This window comes from Streptomyces sp. JNUCC 64 (genome assembly GCF_054484115.1).
In genome coordinates, this window is record NZ_CM137015.1 from 620,775 (window position 1) to 637,878 (window position 17,104).

Sequence of the window (17,104 nt, forward strand, 5' to 3'; positions counted from 1 at the left end):
CCCTCAAGCGTCGGGGGCGGCCGGGGCCCGGCGCGGTCGGCACGCGTACGGGCGGCCCGGGAAGTCCCCCGTCCGGGAGGCGGCGGTCCGCCGGGCGGCTCAGCGGCGGGCGGCTCCGGGGACCGGGCCGGGGGTCGCGGCGTGCGCTGCGGTGCCCCAGTCGGAGGGCGCGGTGCCGACCTCGAAGGACAGTTCGCGCAGGGCGCGCAGGGTGCCGGTGGTCAGCTGGGTGCGGGAGTGGGGGGCGCCGTCGAGCCGGACCGACCGGACGTAGCGGCGGTCGGCGGAGGTGCCGGGGGCCCGGATGGTGAAGCCGCCGTGCGGGTGGTGGCGGCGGTCGAGGACCAGGTCCACCCGGGGGAAGACGGGGGTGGACAGTCCCCAGACGTCGGTGCCGGGGCGGACCGGGTAGATCCCGAGGGCGGACAGGACGTGCCAGGCGGACATGGTGCCGAGGTCGTCGTTGCCGGTCATGCCGGTGGGCGCGTCGGTGAAGAGGGTGAGCGCGGCGTGCACCACGTCGGTGGTCTGCCAGGGGCGTCCGGTGGCCAGGTAGGTGTAGGGGGCGATGAGGTCGGGTTCGTTCTGCGGGTTGTAGGTGGCGGCGCCGTAGTAGGCGTAGGGGCGGTTGACCCAGACCTCGCGGGCGGTGCGGGCGGGGTCCGCGAGCAGCCGGTCGTAGGCGAAGAAGGCGTCGAGGCGCTCGTTGGTCCGCTCGGCGCCGCCGAGGAGGTCGATCAGGCCGGGCAGGTCCTGCGGAACGAGCCACTGGTACTGCCAGGCGGTGCCCTCGTGGAAGCCGACGCCGTGCGCCGGGTCGGCGGGCCCGGTGAAGGCGCCGGAGGCGTCGCGGGCGCGGAAGAAGCCGGTGGCGGGGTCGAGGAGCGCGCGGTAGGAGCGGGAGCGGTCGGTGTAGCGGCGGGCGTCGGCGTGGTGGCCGAGGTCGCGGGCCATCCCGGCGAGGGCCGCGTCGGCGAGGGCGTACTCCAGGGTGGCGGACGCCCCGTGGTCGTAGTCGGAGTCGCCGGGCTTGGCGTGCGGACGGCCCTTCAGATAGGGCGCGTACCCCCGGGCCAGGTACTCGGCGTTGGCCTCCCGGCCGACCGCCGGGGAACCGGCGGGCGGGACGCCGTCGGCGTTGCGGCGCAGGGCCTGATAGGTCCGTTCCTCGTGGCCCGCGAGCAGCCCCTGCTGGTAGGCGTTGGTGAGGAAGGGGGTGACCGGGTCGCCGGTCATGATGTTCGTCTCGACGGGGCCGTAGCCCCACTTGGGCAGCCAGCCGCTGTCCTCGCCGACCTGGAGCACCGAGAGCGCCATGTCCCGGGACTCGCGGGGCGCCAGCAGGGCGAGCAGTTGGGCCTGGGTGCGGTAGGTGTCCCACAGGGACCAGTTCTGGTAGTAGGTGAAGCCCCGCGCCCGGTGGACCCGCCGGTCCCAGCCCCGGTAGCGGCCGTCGACGTCGTCGCCGACGTTGGGCGCGAGGAAGGACCGGTACAGCGAGGAGTAGAAGGTGCGCCGCAGCGCGGTGCCGCCGCCGTGGGCCCGGACGTCGTCGAGGCGGTCCTCCCAGGCGGCGCGGGCCGCCTCGCGGACCCGGGTGAAGGAACGGCCGCCCTCGGCGCGCAGATTGGCCCCGGCGCCCCGGGCGTCCACGTAGGAGAGGGCCGTGGTGGCCTCGACGGTGCGGTCCCCGCGGGTGTCGAAGCGGAGCCAGGCGCCGCTGCGGCCGGTGGTGGCGGCGGCCCGGTCGGCGCCGGGGGTGAGGGTGCCGCCGCGCCAGGTGCCGTGGGCGGTGAAGGGGCGGTCGAAGCGGGTGAGGGTGTGGACCGTGTACGGCTCGGTGGCCTGGCAGAAGCCGCTGCCGGTGATGCTGGTGCGGACCGTGCGGTCGTCGAGGACCTCGACCTCGCTGGCGCGGTTGCGGTGCAGCGCCTGACCGGCGTTGAGGAGGACGTTGGCCCGGTCGGTCGCGGGGAAGGTGTAGCGCTGGACGCCGGTGCGGGTGGTGGCGGTGAGTTCGGCGCGGACGCCGTTGCCGAGGTCGACCCGGTAGTAGCCGGGGGCGGCGCTCTCGTCGGCGTGGTCGAAGGGGACGGCGTACTTGGCGTAGTCGGTCTCGGTGACGTCCCCGGTGGTCGGCAGCACCGGCAGGTCGCCGCCGATCCGGCAGCCCACCCCGGAGAGGTGGACGGCGGAGAAGCCGCGGATCCGGGTGTCGGCGTGGTCGTAGCCGGTGTTGTGGCCGGTGTCGGGCGAGAGTTGGACCATGCCGAAGGGCACGGCCGCGCCGGGGTAGGTGTTGCCCTCGTCGGCGGTGCCGATGAACGGGTTCACCAGGTCCGTCAGCCGGGACGCGACGGGCTCCGGCGCGGCGGCGGCCGGGGCGGTGACGGGGGTGACGGCGCACGCGAGGGTCAGCGCGAGGGCCGCCGCGACCCGGCGCGAGGGGCGCGGTCGCCTGGTCCGTGGCATGGGGGGAGACCTCCGGGAGGGGGTGGGGGTTGCCCCGCCGTACCGCGCGCACCGTGCCGGACGGGGACACCGGCGCGTACGGGGTGGGGCGGGACCGGTGGTGCGGAAGCGGTGAACGGGGCGGCGGGGGCTCATTCTTGGCAGCGGGGTGAAAGGGGTCAAGGCGCCGGGCGGGCCGGGGTGCGCTGTCCCCCGGACGGCCTCCCGAGGGCGCCGCCCACCGGGCGGCGGACCCCCCGGACGGCGGGTCCGGGGCACCCGGGGTCCACCTTGGGGACGACCGGGATGGGTGATCTCTCGGGGTCCTACTCCATCGGCAGTAGGACGGATTGCGTGCTCAGGTACGACGACGTGGGGTCCGATGAGCGGAATGCTGGGAACCATGACATCCCACCCACCGTCGCGCCCGGCGCGCCGCACTCCGCGCAGGGCCGACCGTTCCCCTGGGGGGCCCGTATGAGCGGGTTCGTGTTCGCGGTGGCGCTGTGCCTCGTGTCGGCGGTGGCGTACGCGGGCGGGGCGATCCTCCAGGAGCGGGTGGCGGACGGCGCGTCCGGCGGCTACGCGTTGGCGCGGCGTCCGGTGTGGTGGGGCGCGGTGGGGCTGAACGGCGTGGGCGCGTTGCTCCATGTGGTGGCGCTGGCGTACGGACCGCTCAGTCTGGTGCAGCCGCTCGGCGCGCTGACCATCGTGTTCGCGCTGCCGATGGCGGCCGTCCTGATGGGCCGTACGGCAGGCCCGGCGGCCTGGCGCGGGGCGTTGATGGCGACCGTCGGACTGGCCGGGATGCTGGCGTTGACCGGGGCCGGGAGCGACCGGGCGATGACGGACGGGGAGCGGCTGGCGCTGGCCGTGCTCACCGTGGTGGTGCTGGTGACGCTGACGTTGGCGGCCCGGACGGCACACCGGCGGCCCGTGGTGCGCGGGCTGCTGCTGGCCGGTGGGGCGGGGGTGGCGTTCGGAGTCGCCTCGGTGTTCACCAAGGCCCTGGCGGTGGAGTGGACGGACGGCGTCGGGGCGCTGGACCTGCCGAACCTGGCGGTGGTCGCCCTGCTGGCGACGGTCGGCATGACCCTGTCGCAGTCCTCGTACCGGGGCGCGGGGCTGGCGGCACCGCTGTCGACGGTGACGGTGGTGAACCCGGCGGTGGCCGCGGCGGTCGGACTGACCCTGCTGGGCGAGGCGTTCCGGTTCGGGACGACGGGCACCCTGCTGGCCCTGGGGTGCGGGGTGGTCGCGGCGGGCGGGCTGATCCTGCTGACGACCGAGCGGATCGAGCGCGAGGGTCCGACCCCGGAGGGGACGGAAGCGGGAACGCGGACGGGGACCGGGGCGGAGCCACCGGAGGCCGTCACGGGAGCGGTGTCCCGGACCGGTGCTCCGGGGGCGGTGCGGACGGCCGGGGAACGGGACGCGCGGTCCGTTCCGGTCGGTGGGCCGGCCATCGGGCCGGACGGCTCGCCGGAAGGTCCGGACGACGGGGCGTTCGACGGGGCGGTGAGCGGCCCGGCCGTGGAGCCGGTGGCCGGCCCGCCCGGTGGACCCCCGGGGTCGCCCGGGTCGTTCGACGGCTTCCCCGTGCTGCCGGTCCTGCCCTCCGGGGCGCCCGGCGTTCCGGCGCAGCGCGACGGGGCACGGGAGCGGGGGCCGGACGTGCTGCGGCTGTCCCGGGACCCGGTGGTGGGGCCGGTGCGGGAGCGGCACCGTTACCGGAGCCCCGGCGGCAGACACCGGGTGGGCATCTGAGGCGTCCGGAACCCGGGGTCCGGGCGGAGGCCCGGCATCCGGGCGGAGGCGCCCCGTACCCGGTCCGCCCGGCCGACGCCCGCCCGTCCGGCGCGCGACGGGCCGCCGTCAGATGCGGACGCCCCCCGCGCGCAGATAGGCCACCGGGTCGATGTCGGTGCCGAAGCCGGGCCCGGTGCGGATCTCGAAGTGCAGATGGGGTCCGGTGCTGTTGCCGGTGGAGCCGGAGCGGCCGATGCGCTGTCCGCTCACCACGCTCTGTCCGGACCGCACGGAGATCGCCGAGAGGTGGGCGTACTGGCTGTACCGGCCGTCGGTGTGCCGGACGATGACCTGGTAGCCGTACGACCCGGCCCACCCGGCGGACACCACCTGGCCGTTGGCGACGGACCGTACCGACGTGCCCGTCGGTACGGGGAAGTCGACACCGGTGTGGTAGCCCTTGGACCAGTGGCTGCCGGAGACCCGGTACGCGGTGCCGGTGGCGGCGGCGACCGGGGAGGACAGCGAACCGGTGGAGCGGCGTTCGTCGCTGCGGGTGGCGGGGGCGGTCCGGGCCCGCTCGGGGGCGGCCTTCGGCTTCGGCTTCGCCTTGGGCGTGGACTTCGGAGCGGCCTTCGGCTCGGCCTTCGGGTTCGCCTTGGGCGTGGCCGAATCCCGATGGGGCTTCTCGGGCGCGGCGGACGGTTTACGGGCGGTGGGCTTCTTCGCGGTGGACGGCTCACCGGCGCGCTGCCCACTTCCGGGGCGGCTCTCGGAGCGGTCCCGTTCGCGTTCCCGGGCGGTGGAGCGGTCGGCCTGCCGGGGCTTCGCGGTACGGGCCCGGGGGTCCAGGGAGAGACGCTGGCCGGGGACGATGAGGTCGGGATCGCTCCCTATCGTCGAACGGTTGCCCTCGTACAGTCGCTGCCAGCCGCCGGAGACCCGGCGCTCGTCGGCGATCTCCGAGAGGCTGTCACCGCGGACGACGGTGTACATCTCCGCCTTGCCCGCCCGGGACTGCGGGGTGGTCTCCGGCTTGACGTCCCGTACGGAGCGCTCCGGCGCCGCCTTGGCGCGGGTGGCCGTGGGGTTGACGGCGGGGGCGTCACCGCCCCTGGTCAGGCCCGCGCGGACCGAGCAGGTGGGCCAGGCGCCGGGGCCCTGTCCCTTGAGCACCTTCTCGGCCACGGCGATCTGCTGGTCGCGGGTGGCGAGGTCGGCGCGGGGGGCGTAGGCCCGGCCGCCGTACTCCTCCCAGGTGGACTGGGTGAACTGGAGTCCGCCGAAGTAGCCGTTGCCGGTGTTGGTGTTCCAGTCCCCGCTGGACTCGCAGGCGGCGACCTTGTTCCAGGTGCTGACGTCGGCGGCGTGCGCGAGGTCGGCCCCGACCAGCGGCATGGCGATTCCGGCGCCGCCGACGGTGAGGGTCAGTGAGGTCCGGTTGATCCGCTTCGGCTGGACCCTGCGGTGTCGGCCACGCACAGCCATTCGGTGCCCCCTAGTTGTCCTCTGGGGTGGGCCCCCAAGGCATCAGGATTCGCCAAACTATGCGCTGCGAACCGGCCGGACAAGAGGGTAATCGGTCGCCCGTCCGGCGCACGGGGGGCGCGGAATCCCGCCCTCCGGACACTTTCTGATGGACCATCAGGAAGTGCGCGATTCGCCGGAGCGACGCTCGTCACTCCGGCGTGCGGGAATCCGCCGCGACCCCGAGGGGGTTCCCCTTCAGGAAGGCGCCGGTGGCACGCCCCGGAGGGGGACGTGACACCGGTGACCGAGTGATCGAGTTCGGTACGTCGACAGGAGCCACGACCATGAGCGCCACCGCTCAGATCGGTGTCACGGGTCTCGCCGTGATGGGACGCAACCTCGCCCGCAACTTCGCCCGCAACGGCTACTCCGTGGCCGTGCACAACCGCACCGCCGAGCGGACCCGGGAGCTGGTGGCGGAGTTCGGCGAGGAGGGCGTCTTCGTCCCCGCCGAGAGCGCGAAGGAGTTCGTCGCCGCCCTGGAACGCCCCCGGCGGCTGGTGGTCATGGTGAAGGCGGGCGAGCCGACGGACGCGGTGATCCGGGAGTTCGCCCCGCTGCTGGAGCCCGGCGACATGATCATCGACGGGGGCAACGCCCACTTCGCCGACACCCGGCGCCGGGAGCGGGAGCTGCGCGAGCGGGGCCTGCACTTCGTCGGCGCGGGCATCTCCGGCGGCGAGGAGGGCGCGCTGCACGGACCGAGCGTCATGCCCGGCGGGCCGGAGGAGTCCTACGCCTCGCTCGGCCCGATGCTGGAGCGGATCGCCGCGAAGGCGGCGGACGGCACGCCCTGTGTGACCCACATCGGCCCGGACGGGTCGGGGCACTTCGTGAAGATGGTGCACAACGGCATCGAGTACGCGGACATGCAGCTCATCGCCGAGGCGTATCAGCTGCTGCGCGAGGTGGCCGGTTACTCCCCCGCCCGGATCGCGGAGGTCTTCCGGGAGTGGAACACCGGACGGCTGGACTCGTACCTCATCGAGATCACCGCCGAGGTGCTGTCGCACGTGGACGCGGCGACCGGGAAGCCGTTCGTGGACGTCGTCCAGGACCGCGCCGAGCAGAAGGGCACCGGCCGCTGGACCGTGCAGATCGCGCTGGACCTCGGGGTGCCGGTGTCCGGGATCGCGGAGGCCGTGTTCGCCCGGGCGGTGTCCGGCCACGCCGGGCTGCGGGCGGCCTCCCGTTCGCTGGCCGGACCGGTGGCCCGGCCGCTGGACGGGGCGGACGCGGAGGCGTTCGCCGCCCGGGTGGAGCAGGCGCTGTACGCGTCGAAGATCGTCTCGTACACCCAGGGCTTCCACGAGATCGCCGCGGGCAGCGCGGAGTACGGCTGGAACGTCGACCTGGGCGCGGTGGCGTCGATCTGGCGGGAGGGCTGCATCATCCGGGCGGCGTTCCTCGACCGCATCCGCGCCGCGTACGACGCCCGTCCCGGACTGCCGGGCCTGCTCTCCGACGAGGGGTTCGCCCGGGAGATCGGCGCGGCCCAGGACGACTGGCGGGAGGTGCTGGCCACCGCGGTCCGGCAGGGCGTGCCGACGCCCGGCTTCTCGGCGGCGCTGGCCTACTACGACGCGCTGCGCGCCGAGCGGCTGCCCGCCGCCCTGACCCAGGGCCAGCGGGACTTCTTCGGGGCGCACACCTACCGGCGCACCGACCGCGAGGGGTCGTTCCACACCCTGTGGGGCGGCGACCGCTCCGAGGTGGCCGTCTGACGTTCTGACGTTCCGGCGCGTGTGCGGGCCCGGACGGCCGGGCCCGCACACGGGCGGGGTGCTACGGGGTCACGAAGGTGATCCGGCCGGGCGCGGGCACCGGGGCGGGCGCCGTCGCTGAGGTGGTCGTCTCCAGATAGGTGACCAGGGCCTCCAGGTCGGTGGTGTCGCCGCCCTCACGGGTGGTGACCTCGGCGAAGACCGGGAAGCCGTTGCCGCCGTTGGCGAGGTAGTCGTTGAGCGCCACCCGGTAGACGCCGTCGGCGGTGATCGGTTCGCCCTTGACCCGGATGGTCTCCGCGAGCAGCCGGTCCGCCCCGGAGCGGCTCAGGTCGACCGAGTAGCGCAGTTCGTCCGAGAGCTGGAGGTAGCGCGGGACGGCCTCGTTCTCCCCGCTGAACTGCTGCCGCAGCGCGGTGGTGAGCTGGGCCCCGGTCAGCGGCAGCACCCACAGCGGATTGTCGAACGGCTGGACCTGGTAGGCGTCGGCGTAGGTGACGGCGCCGTCGCCCCGGTGGACGAGGTCCGCGCGCATCCCGCCGGAGTTGAGCAGGGCCAGATCGGCGCCCCGGGCCCGGGTCGCGGCGGCCTGGGCGTCGGCGAGGAAGCTGCCGAGCGGGGTCTCGGGCAGGGTCGACCCCCGGCCCGGCAGGTCTCCGGCGATGTATCCCACGACCCGGGCCGCCAGTTCCTGGGAACGGGCCCGCCAGGTCTCGACGAGCTTGGCCATCGCGGGCTGCGGGGCGGTGGTCACGGGCACCGGGACGTGGACGGCCCGCACCGAGTCCCGGACGACGTCGTCGCGCGCGTCGAGGTCGAACCGCAGATCGGTGAAGGAACGGGCGAAGGAGTCGGCCTGGGTGACCGCGCGGGCCCGCCCGCGCGGATCCTTGACGACGCACTCGTAGGAGAGGTGGGAGTGCCCGCTGACCACGACGTCGACCGCGCTGGTGGCGCGCTCCGCGATGTCCTTGATCCGGCCGTTCAGCCGGGCGCCCGGGCCGCCCTCGTCGCACCGCGCGCCCGCGGTGCCGCTGACGGCCTCGCCCTCGTGGACCAGGAGCACCTGGGCGCGGACCCCGCGCCGGGTCAGTTCACGGGAGTAGCGCGCGATGACGGGCACCTCGTCGTGGAACTCGACGTCCCGGATCATCGCCGCGTTGATGGCGCTGGGCGCGTCCTTGGTGACGACGCCGATGAAGCCGATCCGCTGTCCGCCGGGCAGGGTCCGGATCGCGTAGGGCGTGAACAGGGGCTCGGTGGCGCCCTTGGCGGTGACGTTGGCCGCCAGGTAGTCGAAGTCCGCGCCCTGGTACGGGGCGTCGGGGGCGCAGCCGTCCTCGGGGTGGCAGCCGCCGTCGATGACGCGGCGCAGTTCGGCGGCGCCCTCGTCGAACTCGTGGTTGCCCGCGGACGAGACGGTCAGCCCGAGTTCGCCGAGGGCCTCGACGGTCGGTTCGTCGTGGAAGAGGGCGGAGATCAGCGGACTGCCGCCGATCATGTCGCCCGCCGCCACGGTGAGGGTGTTGCGCTGACCCGCCCGCGCGGCCTCCAGCAGGGTGGCCGCCTGGGCGAGTCCGCCCGCCTGGATCTCCGGCCCCCGGTGGGTGATCCGGCCGGACGCCCCGGCCACCGGATCGAGGTTGCCGTGCAGGTCGTTGAGGGCGAGGAGCTGGACGGGCACGGGGTCCCGGGGCGCCGGGGCCCCGGGGGCCGCCGGGGCGGGCGAGGTCAGGAGGAGGGAGAGGAGGGAGCCGAGGGCGAGGGCGCGCACGGGGGCGCCGCGCCGGATGATTCTGCTGATCACTCAGGGTGTTCTAGCGCTCCGGGACGGGTCGGGCCGACACCATCGGAGCGTGTCGCCCGGACGGCCGAAACGGTTCACCCGACGGGGGCGTGGCCGCCCGGCGGGGCCGGGGTCCCGGGGTCGCGGTCCCGGGGGCCGGGGGGCCCAGGGGCCGGGATCACGGTCCTGGAGGGGGCCGGGCTCGCGGTCCCGGGGGCTCGCTTCCGCGCCGGGCTCCCCTGCCGATCCGGGCTCCGTCGCTTCCCCGCCGACGCGGGCTCTCCGTCGCTTCCGTGCGGGGTTCGCACGGCGCTTCCGCTTGCCTACGGGTCCCGTACAGGGCTCCGTACGGGGCTTTCCCCTTCCGTACGGGCTTCCCCGGACGCGGTTCCGCTTCCCCGGGGTCCTCCGTGCCGTGACGCCCGGGGCGGGCGTCACGGCGGCGGGTCAGCGGGTCAGCCGACCGGGCCAGGCCGGGGGACGGGCTCCGGCCCCGGGGGCCCGGGCACGGGCGACGGCGGGACCGGATCGGGGCCGGGCGGGGTCGGTGGCCGCGGCGGGGCGGGCGGGGTGGGAGCCGGGTCCGGGAGCGGTGGCGTCGGCGGGGGCGTCGGGCGGTCGGGGCCGGGCAGCGGCCCCGGGGTGGGTCCGGGCGGGACGGGGTCGGGGAAGGGGTGGGTCATCGTGTCCTCCGTGAGGGGTGACTTCCGCACTCCTCCCCCGCCTGCCCGCTCCGGTCCCGGTCACTCACCCCCGAGGGGGACGGCCGGGGACCGGGTCAGGTGAGCAGCCGCAGCAGATGGGCGCAGGCGTCGGCCTCGGTCGGGTGGTGCGCGATCACCTCGTGCCGCCCCCGTTCGTAGGCGCCCGTCTCCCAGCCGCCGTCCTCCGCCCTCCGCAGGAACAGGAAGTCGGTCGGGGTGGGGGACGGTTCGTGGACGCCCTCGACGCGGTAGTAGCCGTCGGGGACGCCCGCGACGACGAGCGCGCCGCGCAGCTCGGCGCGGTTCACCGGATCACCGGCCCGCGCCCGCGCCCGCCGGGATGACCGCCGGACCGGCCGGAGCGACCGGACACGGCGGGACGGTCACCGGACGGCTCAACGGGCGGCCCGGGTGAGGTAGCCGTTGTCGAGGAGCCACTTGACGTTGAGCCGCTGGCCCTGCCCCGGGTCGAGGAAGACGGGGTCGAGCTTGATCTGCTGGCCGCCGCCGGGCTGCTCGAACCAGGGGGCGATGCCGCCCTTCCAGACCCAGAACGGCTTGGCGACCTTGTAGACGCGGTAGTCGCAGGGGACGGCGGCGTCACGGGTGTTGAGGCTCTGCGGGGGCAGCGCCCGCTTGGCGTAGGGGGCGCCCGCGGGGGCCAGATAGGCACCGTACTCGGAGCCGAAGCGGTCCAGCCGCTGGCCCTTGCGCAGCTTGGCGGGCTCCTTGTCTAGTTGCCCGTTGACCTCGGCGAAGCCGTCGTTCGGCGGGTACTTCCAGCCACCGGTGTCGGCCGGGCCCTCCCAGTACTTGCGCAGGAAGTCCTGGGAACCGAGCTGACCGGTGCGCTGCCAGCCACGCAGCAGGGGGCCGACCGGCCGGTCCCGCTTGGCCGGGAGGGTCTCGGGGCCGAGCCGGGGGTCGCCCTCGAACGCGCCGGTGCAGGGAGCGGCGGGTGCGGCGGACCGGACGGAGGGGGCTGCCCCCTCGGTCCCGGCGGACGGGGCGGCGGCCTGGGCGGCGGGGGCCGTCGCCACGGTCGCCGCGACACCGAGCGCGGCCAGGACGGTACGGATGCGGACGCGGTTCACTCAGTCATCTCCTCGGGTGCGATGATCATCCGAGCGCACAGCTTACGCACCGCAGTCGGGCGGGCGCGATACGTGGCGGATCCTGGCCGGGAGAGGCCGGTCGGACCCCCGGCCGCTGATCCGAAGGTGTGGACCCGCCGTGAGGGGACATAAGCAGGGTGACCGTAAGGAGTCCTCCGTGCAGACACCGTCACCCGAAGTACTGCGAGACCTGCTCACCCGGTACGCGACCCTGCGGATCGCCCTCGCCGAGCGGGAACGTCCGGCCCTGCGGCGATCACTGGCGTCCGTGAGCCGCGCCCTGTGCGAGGCGACGGGGACCGACGACCTCCGGGCGGCGGTGGCCGCGGCGGACGAGGCGCTCGCCCGGGACTGCTGCGGCGCCCACCGGCCGACCGCCGTGCGCGCGGCGGCCTGAGGAGTCAGCGGCGGGTCACCACAGCTCGGGGTGGGCGACGACGTACCGCTTCGCCGCCTCCAGCAGCTCCGGATCGGCGGCGGGGGCCTCCTCCGGGTGCCGGGCGGCCCACTTCACCACGTACGGGCAGAGAGGGGCGACGGGCACGCCCTCACGGGCGGCGATCGCGTACAGCTCGCGGGCGAGGGACCCGGCGACGCCACGGCCCTCGTACTCCCGGCGCACCACGGTGTGGACGGGCACCAGGGCGCGGCCCGGTTCGTCCAGGACGAAGTAGACGACGTGCCCGGCGAGCGCCCCGCCGCTACGCGCTTCCAGACGTCCCGCCGCGCGGTCGTCCCGGATCTCCGTCCCGTCCTCGGCCGTCATGCCGTCCTCCCGTTGCGTCGGTGCCGCGCCGCGGTGCCGTGTGCCGGTGCGGCCCCGTGGGGCGGACCCGGCCGGTCCCGCTCCCGACGGTACGGGACGGGCCGGGGCGCCGGGATCGGCCGCTCAGGTGGCGGCGCCCGCCACCGCGTGGGGACCGCGCCGGGTGTCGCCGCCCGGTACCGGCTCGGAGGCGTCGGCACCGAGCGCGACGATCCGGTTGTCGCCGTCGACGTGGACCACCCGGGGCCGCAGGGCCCTGGCCTCGGCGTCCGCGACCTGGGCGTAGCTGATGAGGATCACCAGGTCCCCGGGGTGCACCAAGTGCGCGGCGGCACCGTTGATCCCGATGACCCCCGAGCCCCGCTCCCCCTCGATGACATAGGTCTCCAGCCGGGCGCCGTTGGTGACGTCGACGATGTGGACCAGCTCCCCGGGAAACAGATCGGCCGCGTCGAGGAGATCGGCGTCGACGGTGACGGAACCGACGTAGTGCAGGTCGGCCTGGGTGACGGTGGCCCGATGGATCTTGGACTTGAACATGGTGCGCAGCATGGAGGTACTCCTGAAGATCAGCTCCCTGCCTGCGTTTTTGCAGGTCAAGGGCGGTTCTTCACCTTACAACGAGCCGCATGCACAGACGGATTCCCCGGGTGTTCCAAGGGATCACGCCGACCACTTGCCCGACTGCCCGTCGGACGGTCCCTGGCCGGAGCCGTGGGCACCTCGCGGCGGGCGACGACCGGTTCGGCGCACCGTTTCCAGAGCGGCCGTGGGTACGTGCCGGAGTCGTGGCCACGGTCCGCGCGCAGTTGCCGGACCACGCCGCCGCCCGCCTCCTGGAGCGTCACCGTACGTGCGGAAGGGAGCGGCGTTCCCAGTCCTCCCTGTTCCGGATGTACCTCGGGGCCTCGGCGCGGATCGCCAGGGTGTCGGCGCACTGCCCGGACAGCTTCCAGGTGACGGTGCCCGTCACCCGCTCAGAGCAGCTTTCCAGGAAACTCTGACCGGCCCGGCGCAGTTCGCCGAACCACCGGCCCTCCAGCGCCTCCCGGACCCAGATCTGCTCCAGGTGCATCTTCTCCCGGATCGTCTCGGCCTCCAGAACGGCCGTCTCCAGATGGCGCGAGGTCCTCAGCAGCAGATGAGCCGCGGGCATCTCCCGTACCTCCAGCACCTTCTCGCCGCCCGCCAGGTGCTCCAGACCGCTGTACCGTCCGATGCCGTGCGCGCCCGCACGGCGGTTGAGCGTGTCGATCAGCTCGACGAAAGGGAGTTCACGGCCGTCGACGCTCACCGGTACCCCGGACTTGAAACCGATCGTCACGAGTTCGGCGGCACCGGTGGGCAGGGCCGCGCGTGCCCACCGGTACAGCTCCTCCGGAACCGGGTGGTCCTCCGGGTCGTCCAGGTCGCCCGACTCGAACTCCCGGCACCACAGGTTCGAGTCGACGCTCACCGTGCGTCGCCGGAAACCGCCCAGGCCCGCCCGGCCCAGCTCCTCGATCTTGCGGGACCGGTCCACCGGCTCCAGGTCGTACGGGCTGCCGAAGCGCCCGGGGAATCCGAGCAGGCCGAACGCCCCGTTGAGTCTTCGCAGGGTGTTCTGCGAACGGTTGGCGGTGTGGAGGACCGTCCGGGCACCGATCTCCTCCGCGAACTCGACCGCCAGGCCCGCGATGCAGGGACGGCTCAGCGAGGAACTGATCGGATGGGTTCCGAGGTACACGGCCTGGGCGGCGATCGCGGGCCGTACGTATTCCTCGGCGAACTGGTGCCTCGCGTCCACGACGTGGAGTTCGACCCCCAGCCGGTCGGTGATCCCGCGCTTCTCCGCCGTGGTCTCCTCGTCTCCGATGTCGACGCTCACCGCGTGGACGCGGGTGAAACCGGCGGAGCGCAGCCGGTACAGCAGGTAGGAGCTGTCCAGCCCGCCGCTGAAGAGCGTCACCACCGGCAGGTCGGGGCCGTCCGGCCCCGCCGTCACGTCGTGGAAGGAACGTATGTCCGCCCGGCTCGTCACGTGCCGTTCTCCTCACTCAACTCGCCGGGGTCGCGCTGTTCTCGCGCCACCACCGTCGTCCCTGTTCCGGAAGGGTGTGGATGGGGTCGTAGTAGGCGCACGGCTCGTCCTCGGACGAGGGGCCGGCCCCCGGGGCGGACAGGCGGTGGCTCCGGTTCCAGCGGGATATCCCCCGCACCCGGTCGTAGCTCGCGGCCTGGTGCACCCACCGCTTCCCGACGTAGGGCACGTCGCACACGATCCGGGGGGTCGCGAAGCCAGGCAGGTATCCCATGATCTGGTCCTGCAGGTGCTGTGCCTCGCCGATCGGGAGGCGCCAGTGCTCGCTGAACGGGACCATGTCGCACTGGTAGAAGTAGTAGGGCATGATCGCGGCCTCGTCGAGCAAGGCGAAGCAGAGGTCCAGGAGTTCCGCGGCGGTCCCGTTCACCCCGCGCATCAGCACGCCCTGGTTGCGCACGTCCCGGATGCCGGTCGCCAGCACGGCCCGCGCGGCCCGCGCGACGAGCGGGGTGACCGAGGCCGCCGCGTTGGCGTGGGTGTGCAGGGCGATCCGGGCACCGTGGTCGGCCGCGATCTTCGCCATCCGCTCCAGCCCGGACAGCACCTCACCGCTCAGCCAGTACTGGGGAAGCCCGATCAACGCCTTGGAGGCGAGCCGGACCTCCCGGACGCTGGGTATGGACACCAGCCGTTCGACGAACCACTCCAGCCTGGGCCAGGCGAGGTTGGCCACGTCGCCGCCGGACACCACGACGTCCCGCACCTCGGGGTGCGTGCGGAGGTACTCCAGCATGGCCTCCAGCCGGGGCAGGGGCTTCGAGGCGAACTGACGCTTGTCCACCTGTGGGGTGGAGGACCCCACGAGGTCCATCCGGGTGCAGTGGCCGCAGTACTGGGGGCAGGTGGGGAGGAGTTCGGCCAGTACCTTCGTCGGGTAGCGATGGGTCAGCCCTTCGACGACCCACATCTCCTGCTCGTGCAGCGAGTCCCGCTGGGCCCGGGGGTGGGAGGGCCAGTCGGAGCGCCGGTCGGAGAAGACCGGGAGCATGTACCGGCGGACGGGGTCCTCGTAGAAGGCGTCGGTGAGGCCGCCGGGACCCGCCGGGGCCGCCCTCGCGGCCATGGTGTTGAGCATCTGCGGCGTCACGCGCACCGGCATGGTGGCACGCTGCACACGATCGCGCTCCAGATCCGCGTAGAACACGTCGCCCACGGTGTCGCCCAGCACCGACCTCAGGTGCCGCGCGGACCTGACACTGTTCCTGCGCTGCCAGAGCGGAGACTCCCAGTCGGCCCGGGTCACCCCCCGCCACCCCGGGAAGCGCCGCCAGTCGGGCTCCACCAGGGGCACGTGCCGGTAGGTGTACGCGGTCACCGGGAGGCCGTCCCTTCCCCGGGGGAGCCCCCGGGCACGAGGGAGGCCGGGGTGGTCGCCAGGTGCTCCCGCAGCAGGGCCGCGAAACCCCGCAGGGTCGGCTGCCGGAACAGCAGTTGCACCGGCGGTTCGACCCCGAACTCCTCCTGGAGCCCCCGCATCACGTGGATGACCTTGAGCGAGGTGCCCCCGAGGTCGAAGAAGTCGTCGGCGCGGCCGACGGCGGGCACTCCGAGGGCGGTCGCCCAGAGGCCCGCCACGGTGCTCTCCAGGGTGTCCGCGGGCGGCTCCTCCGCCGCGCGGGTCAGGGGTGACTGGGCGGCGGCCCGCTCCACCAGGGTCCGCCGGTCCAGCTTGCCGTTCTCCGTCAGCGGGAGCCGGTCGACCACCGAGACGACGGCGGGGACCATGACCGCGGGCAGTTCGGCCGCCAGCGCTTCGCGCAGCCGCCGGACGAGTTCCGCAGGGGCTTCGGGGCCGTCCTCGCGGGGCACCACGAAGGCGACGAGCCGCGCCGCGTCGGCCGTTCGGTGGACCACCACCGCGACGTGCCTCACCAGGCCGGAGCGCCGCGCCGCCGCCTCCACCTCTCCCGGCTCGATCCGGTGCCCCCTGACCTTCACCTGGTCGTCGAGGCGCCCCAGGAATTCCAGGTCTCCTCCCGGCAAGGTCCGTACCAGGTCGCCCGAGCGGTAGAGGCGACCGTCCGGGTCCCCGAGGTGGTCGGGGAGGAAGCGCTCCGCGGTGAGCTCCGGGCGGTTGAGGTAACCGAGGGCGAGACCGGTGCCGCCGATGTGGAGTTCCCCCGGTTCGCCGTCGGGCACGGGGTTCCCCCGCTCGTCGAGGATCCACAGCGAGGTCTCCTCGATCGCCCGCCCGATCAGCACCTTCTCCAGGGCCGGGTCGCGCGGGCACTGCCACGCGGTGCAGTAGACGGTGCACTCGCTCGGCCCGTAGAGATTGGTCAGTGTGGCCGGCGACCGCTCGTGGAAGGCGCGGACCAGCGCGGGGCTCAGGGGCTCCCCACCGGTGAGGACCTGGCGCAGCGTGGGGAAGTGCCGGTCCGGGGGCTGGGCCGCCAGGAAGATCTCCAGCAAGGACACCACGCAGTAGAGGGTCGTGACGGAGTGCTCCCGGATCAGCTCCGCCAGGTACCCGCCGTCCCGTCGCCGTCCTGGTTCGGCGAGCACCACGGCGCAGCCGTTCAGCAAGGGCCAGTACACCTCGATGAGGAACATGTCGAAGCCGTAGGCCGTGTGGTGGACGATGCGGTCGTCCTCGCCGAGGGGATGGGTCCCCTGCAGCGAGTCCAGTCGGCGGGCCAGGGCCCGATGGCTGATCATCGACGCCTTTGGACGGCCGGTGGAACCGGAGGTGTAGATCGCGGCGACCGGATCGTCAGGGGACCCCGTGGGGGCTGCTCCCACGGCGCCCACGGCGGTCCGCGAGGAGGCCCGTTCGGCTTCCTCGAAGAGGAGCGTCCTCGGTCCGTCCGGGTCCGCGAGCTGGTCGTGCCGGTCCTCGTGGGTCAGCAGCACGGCGGGACGGCAGTCCGCCAGGACGTACCGGGCCCGGGCCACCGGGTCCCCGATGTCGAGGGCCACGTGCGCGGCCCCCGCGAACACCACCCCGAGGAGGGCGATCACGGATTCGGCCGACCGTTCCATGCGGACGGCCACCAGGTCGCCGGTGCCGACCCCCAGTTCGCGCAGGCTGCGCGCGACGGCTTCGGCCCGGGCGTGGACCTCCCCCGCGGTCAGGGTCCGGTCGCCCTCGACGAGGGCGACCGCCTCCGGGTCGCGGAGGAGCCGGTCGACGAGACGGACGTCCAGTCGGGGTGCGGGTTCGGAGGTGCTGATGGCCATGGGTCGCCCTTCGGGG

13 protein-coding genes are annotated in these 17,104 nt (G+C 74.1%); 3 read left to right on the plus strand and 10 right to left on the minus strand.

The genetic code is table 11. From position 1 onward, the window contains the following. Nucleotides 1-99: 99 nt before the first annotated feature. Nucleotides 100-2,472: a GH92 family glycosyl hydrolase gene (locus ACVWNX_RS02450; RefSeq protein WP_454412181.1), complete on the minus strand. Its 2,373-nt coding sequence runs from the start codon at nt 2,470-2,472 to the stop codon at nt 100-102. 456 nt (nt 2,473-2,928) lie between these two features. Here ACVWNX_RS02450 and ACVWNX_RS02455 point away from each other — a divergent pair, with 456 nt between their 5' ends. Beyond that, a complete protein-coding gene (locus ACVWNX_RS02455; protein ID WP_454412182.1) occupies nt 2,929-4,218 on the plus strand; it encodes a DMT family transporter in 1,290 nt (429 codons plus the stop codon). 108 nt (nt 4,219-4,326) lie between these two features. Here the strand turns inward: ACVWNX_RS02455 and ACVWNX_RS02460 are convergent, their stop codons facing one another. Continuing rightward, complete coding sequence (locus ACVWNX_RS02460) at nt 4,327-5,688, minus strand: transglycosylase family protein (protein WP_454412183.1); 1,362 nt, start codon at nt 5,686-5,688, stop codon at nt 4,327-4,329. A 326-nt stretch (nt 5,689-6,014) separates the two neighbouring features. Here ACVWNX_RS02460 and gndA point away from each other — a divergent pair, with 326 nt between their 5' ends. Continuing rightward, on the plus strand, nt 6,015-7,454 hold the full coding sequence (gndA, locus tag ACVWNX_RS02465; protein WP_454412184.1) for an NADP-dependent phosphogluconate dehydrogenase: 1,440 nt from the start codon (nt 6,015-6,017) through the stop codon (nt 7,452-7,454). Nucleotides 7,455-7,515: 61 nt separating this feature from the next. Here the strand turns inward: gndA and ACVWNX_RS02470 are convergent, their stop codons facing one another. The 3 genes from ACVWNX_RS02470 to ACVWNX_RS02480 all read right to left on the minus strand — a co-directional run bounded on the left by ACVWNX_RS02470 (nt 7,516) and on the right by ACVWNX_RS02480 (nt 11,038). Continuing rightward, complete coding sequence (locus tag ACVWNX_RS02470; RefSeq protein WP_454412185.1) at nt 7,516-9,261, minus strand: bifunctional metallophosphatase/5'-nucleotidase; 1,746 nt, start codon at nt 9,259-9,261, stop codon at nt 7,516-7,518. A gap of 757 nt (nt 9,262-10,018) precedes the next feature. After that, entirely contained in the window at nt 10,019-10,252 is a 234-nt protein-coding gene (locus tag ACVWNX_RS02475) for a hypothetical protein (RefSeq protein ID WP_454412186.1), read from the minus strand. 87 nt (nt 10,253-10,339) lie between these two features. After that, the gene (locus ACVWNX_RS02480; protein ID WP_454412187.1) at nt 10,340-11,038 is read right to left on the minus strand and encodes a TNT domain-containing protein; all 699 of its coding nucleotides are present in this window, start codon (nt 11,036-11,038) and stop codon (nt 10,340-10,342) included. Nucleotides 11,039-11,216: 178 nt separating this feature from the next. Here ACVWNX_RS02480 and ACVWNX_RS02485 point away from each other — a divergent pair, with 178 nt between their 5' ends. Next, entirely contained in the window at nt 11,217-11,456 is a 240-nt protein-coding gene (locus ACVWNX_RS02485; RefSeq protein ID WP_454412188.1) for a DUF5133 domain-containing protein, read from the plus strand. Between the two features lie 15 nt (nt 11,457-11,471). On the opposite strand, the gene ACVWNX_RS02490 is transcribed toward ACVWNX_RS02485, so the two are convergent. From ACVWNX_RS02490 to ACVWNX_RS02510, 5 genes are all read right to left on the minus strand, one after another. Continuing rightward, nucleotides 11,472-11,825 carry a GNAT family N-acetyltransferase gene (locus tag ACVWNX_RS02490; protein ID WP_454412189.1) on the minus strand — a complete coding sequence of 118 codons (354 nt, stop codon included), beginning with the start codon at nt 11,823-11,825 and terminating at the stop codon, nt 11,472-11,474. 123 nt (nt 11,826-11,948) lie between these two features. After that, nucleotides 11,949-12,377 (minus strand): aspartate 1-decarboxylase, encoded by a 429-nt coding sequence (gene panD / locus ACVWNX_RS02495; protein ID WP_454412190.1) that lies wholly within the window; start codon nt 12,375-12,377, stop codon nt 11,949-11,951. 292 nt (nt 12,378-12,669) lie between these two features. Then, complete coding sequence (locus ACVWNX_RS02500) at nt 12,670-13,845, minus strand: argininosuccinate synthase-related protein (protein WP_454412191.1); 1,176 nt, start codon at nt 13,843-13,845, stop codon at nt 12,670-12,672. Nucleotides 13,846-13,861: 16 nt separating this feature from the next. Beyond that, nucleotides 13,862-15,223, minus strand: coding sequence for a KamA family radical SAM protein (locus ACVWNX_RS02505; protein ID WP_454412192.1), 1,362 nt, complete (start codon nt 15,221-15,223; stop codon nt 13,862-13,864). After that, nucleotides 15,220-17,088, minus strand: a complete 1,869-nt coding sequence (locus ACVWNX_RS02510) for a non-ribosomal peptide synthetase (protein ID WP_454412193.1) — start codon at nt 17,086-17,088, stop codon at nt 15,220-15,222. Before ACVWNX_RS02510 ends, ACVWNX_RS02505 begins: the two co-directional genes overlap by 4 nt. Nucleotides 17,089-17,104 lie beyond the last annotated feature (16 nt).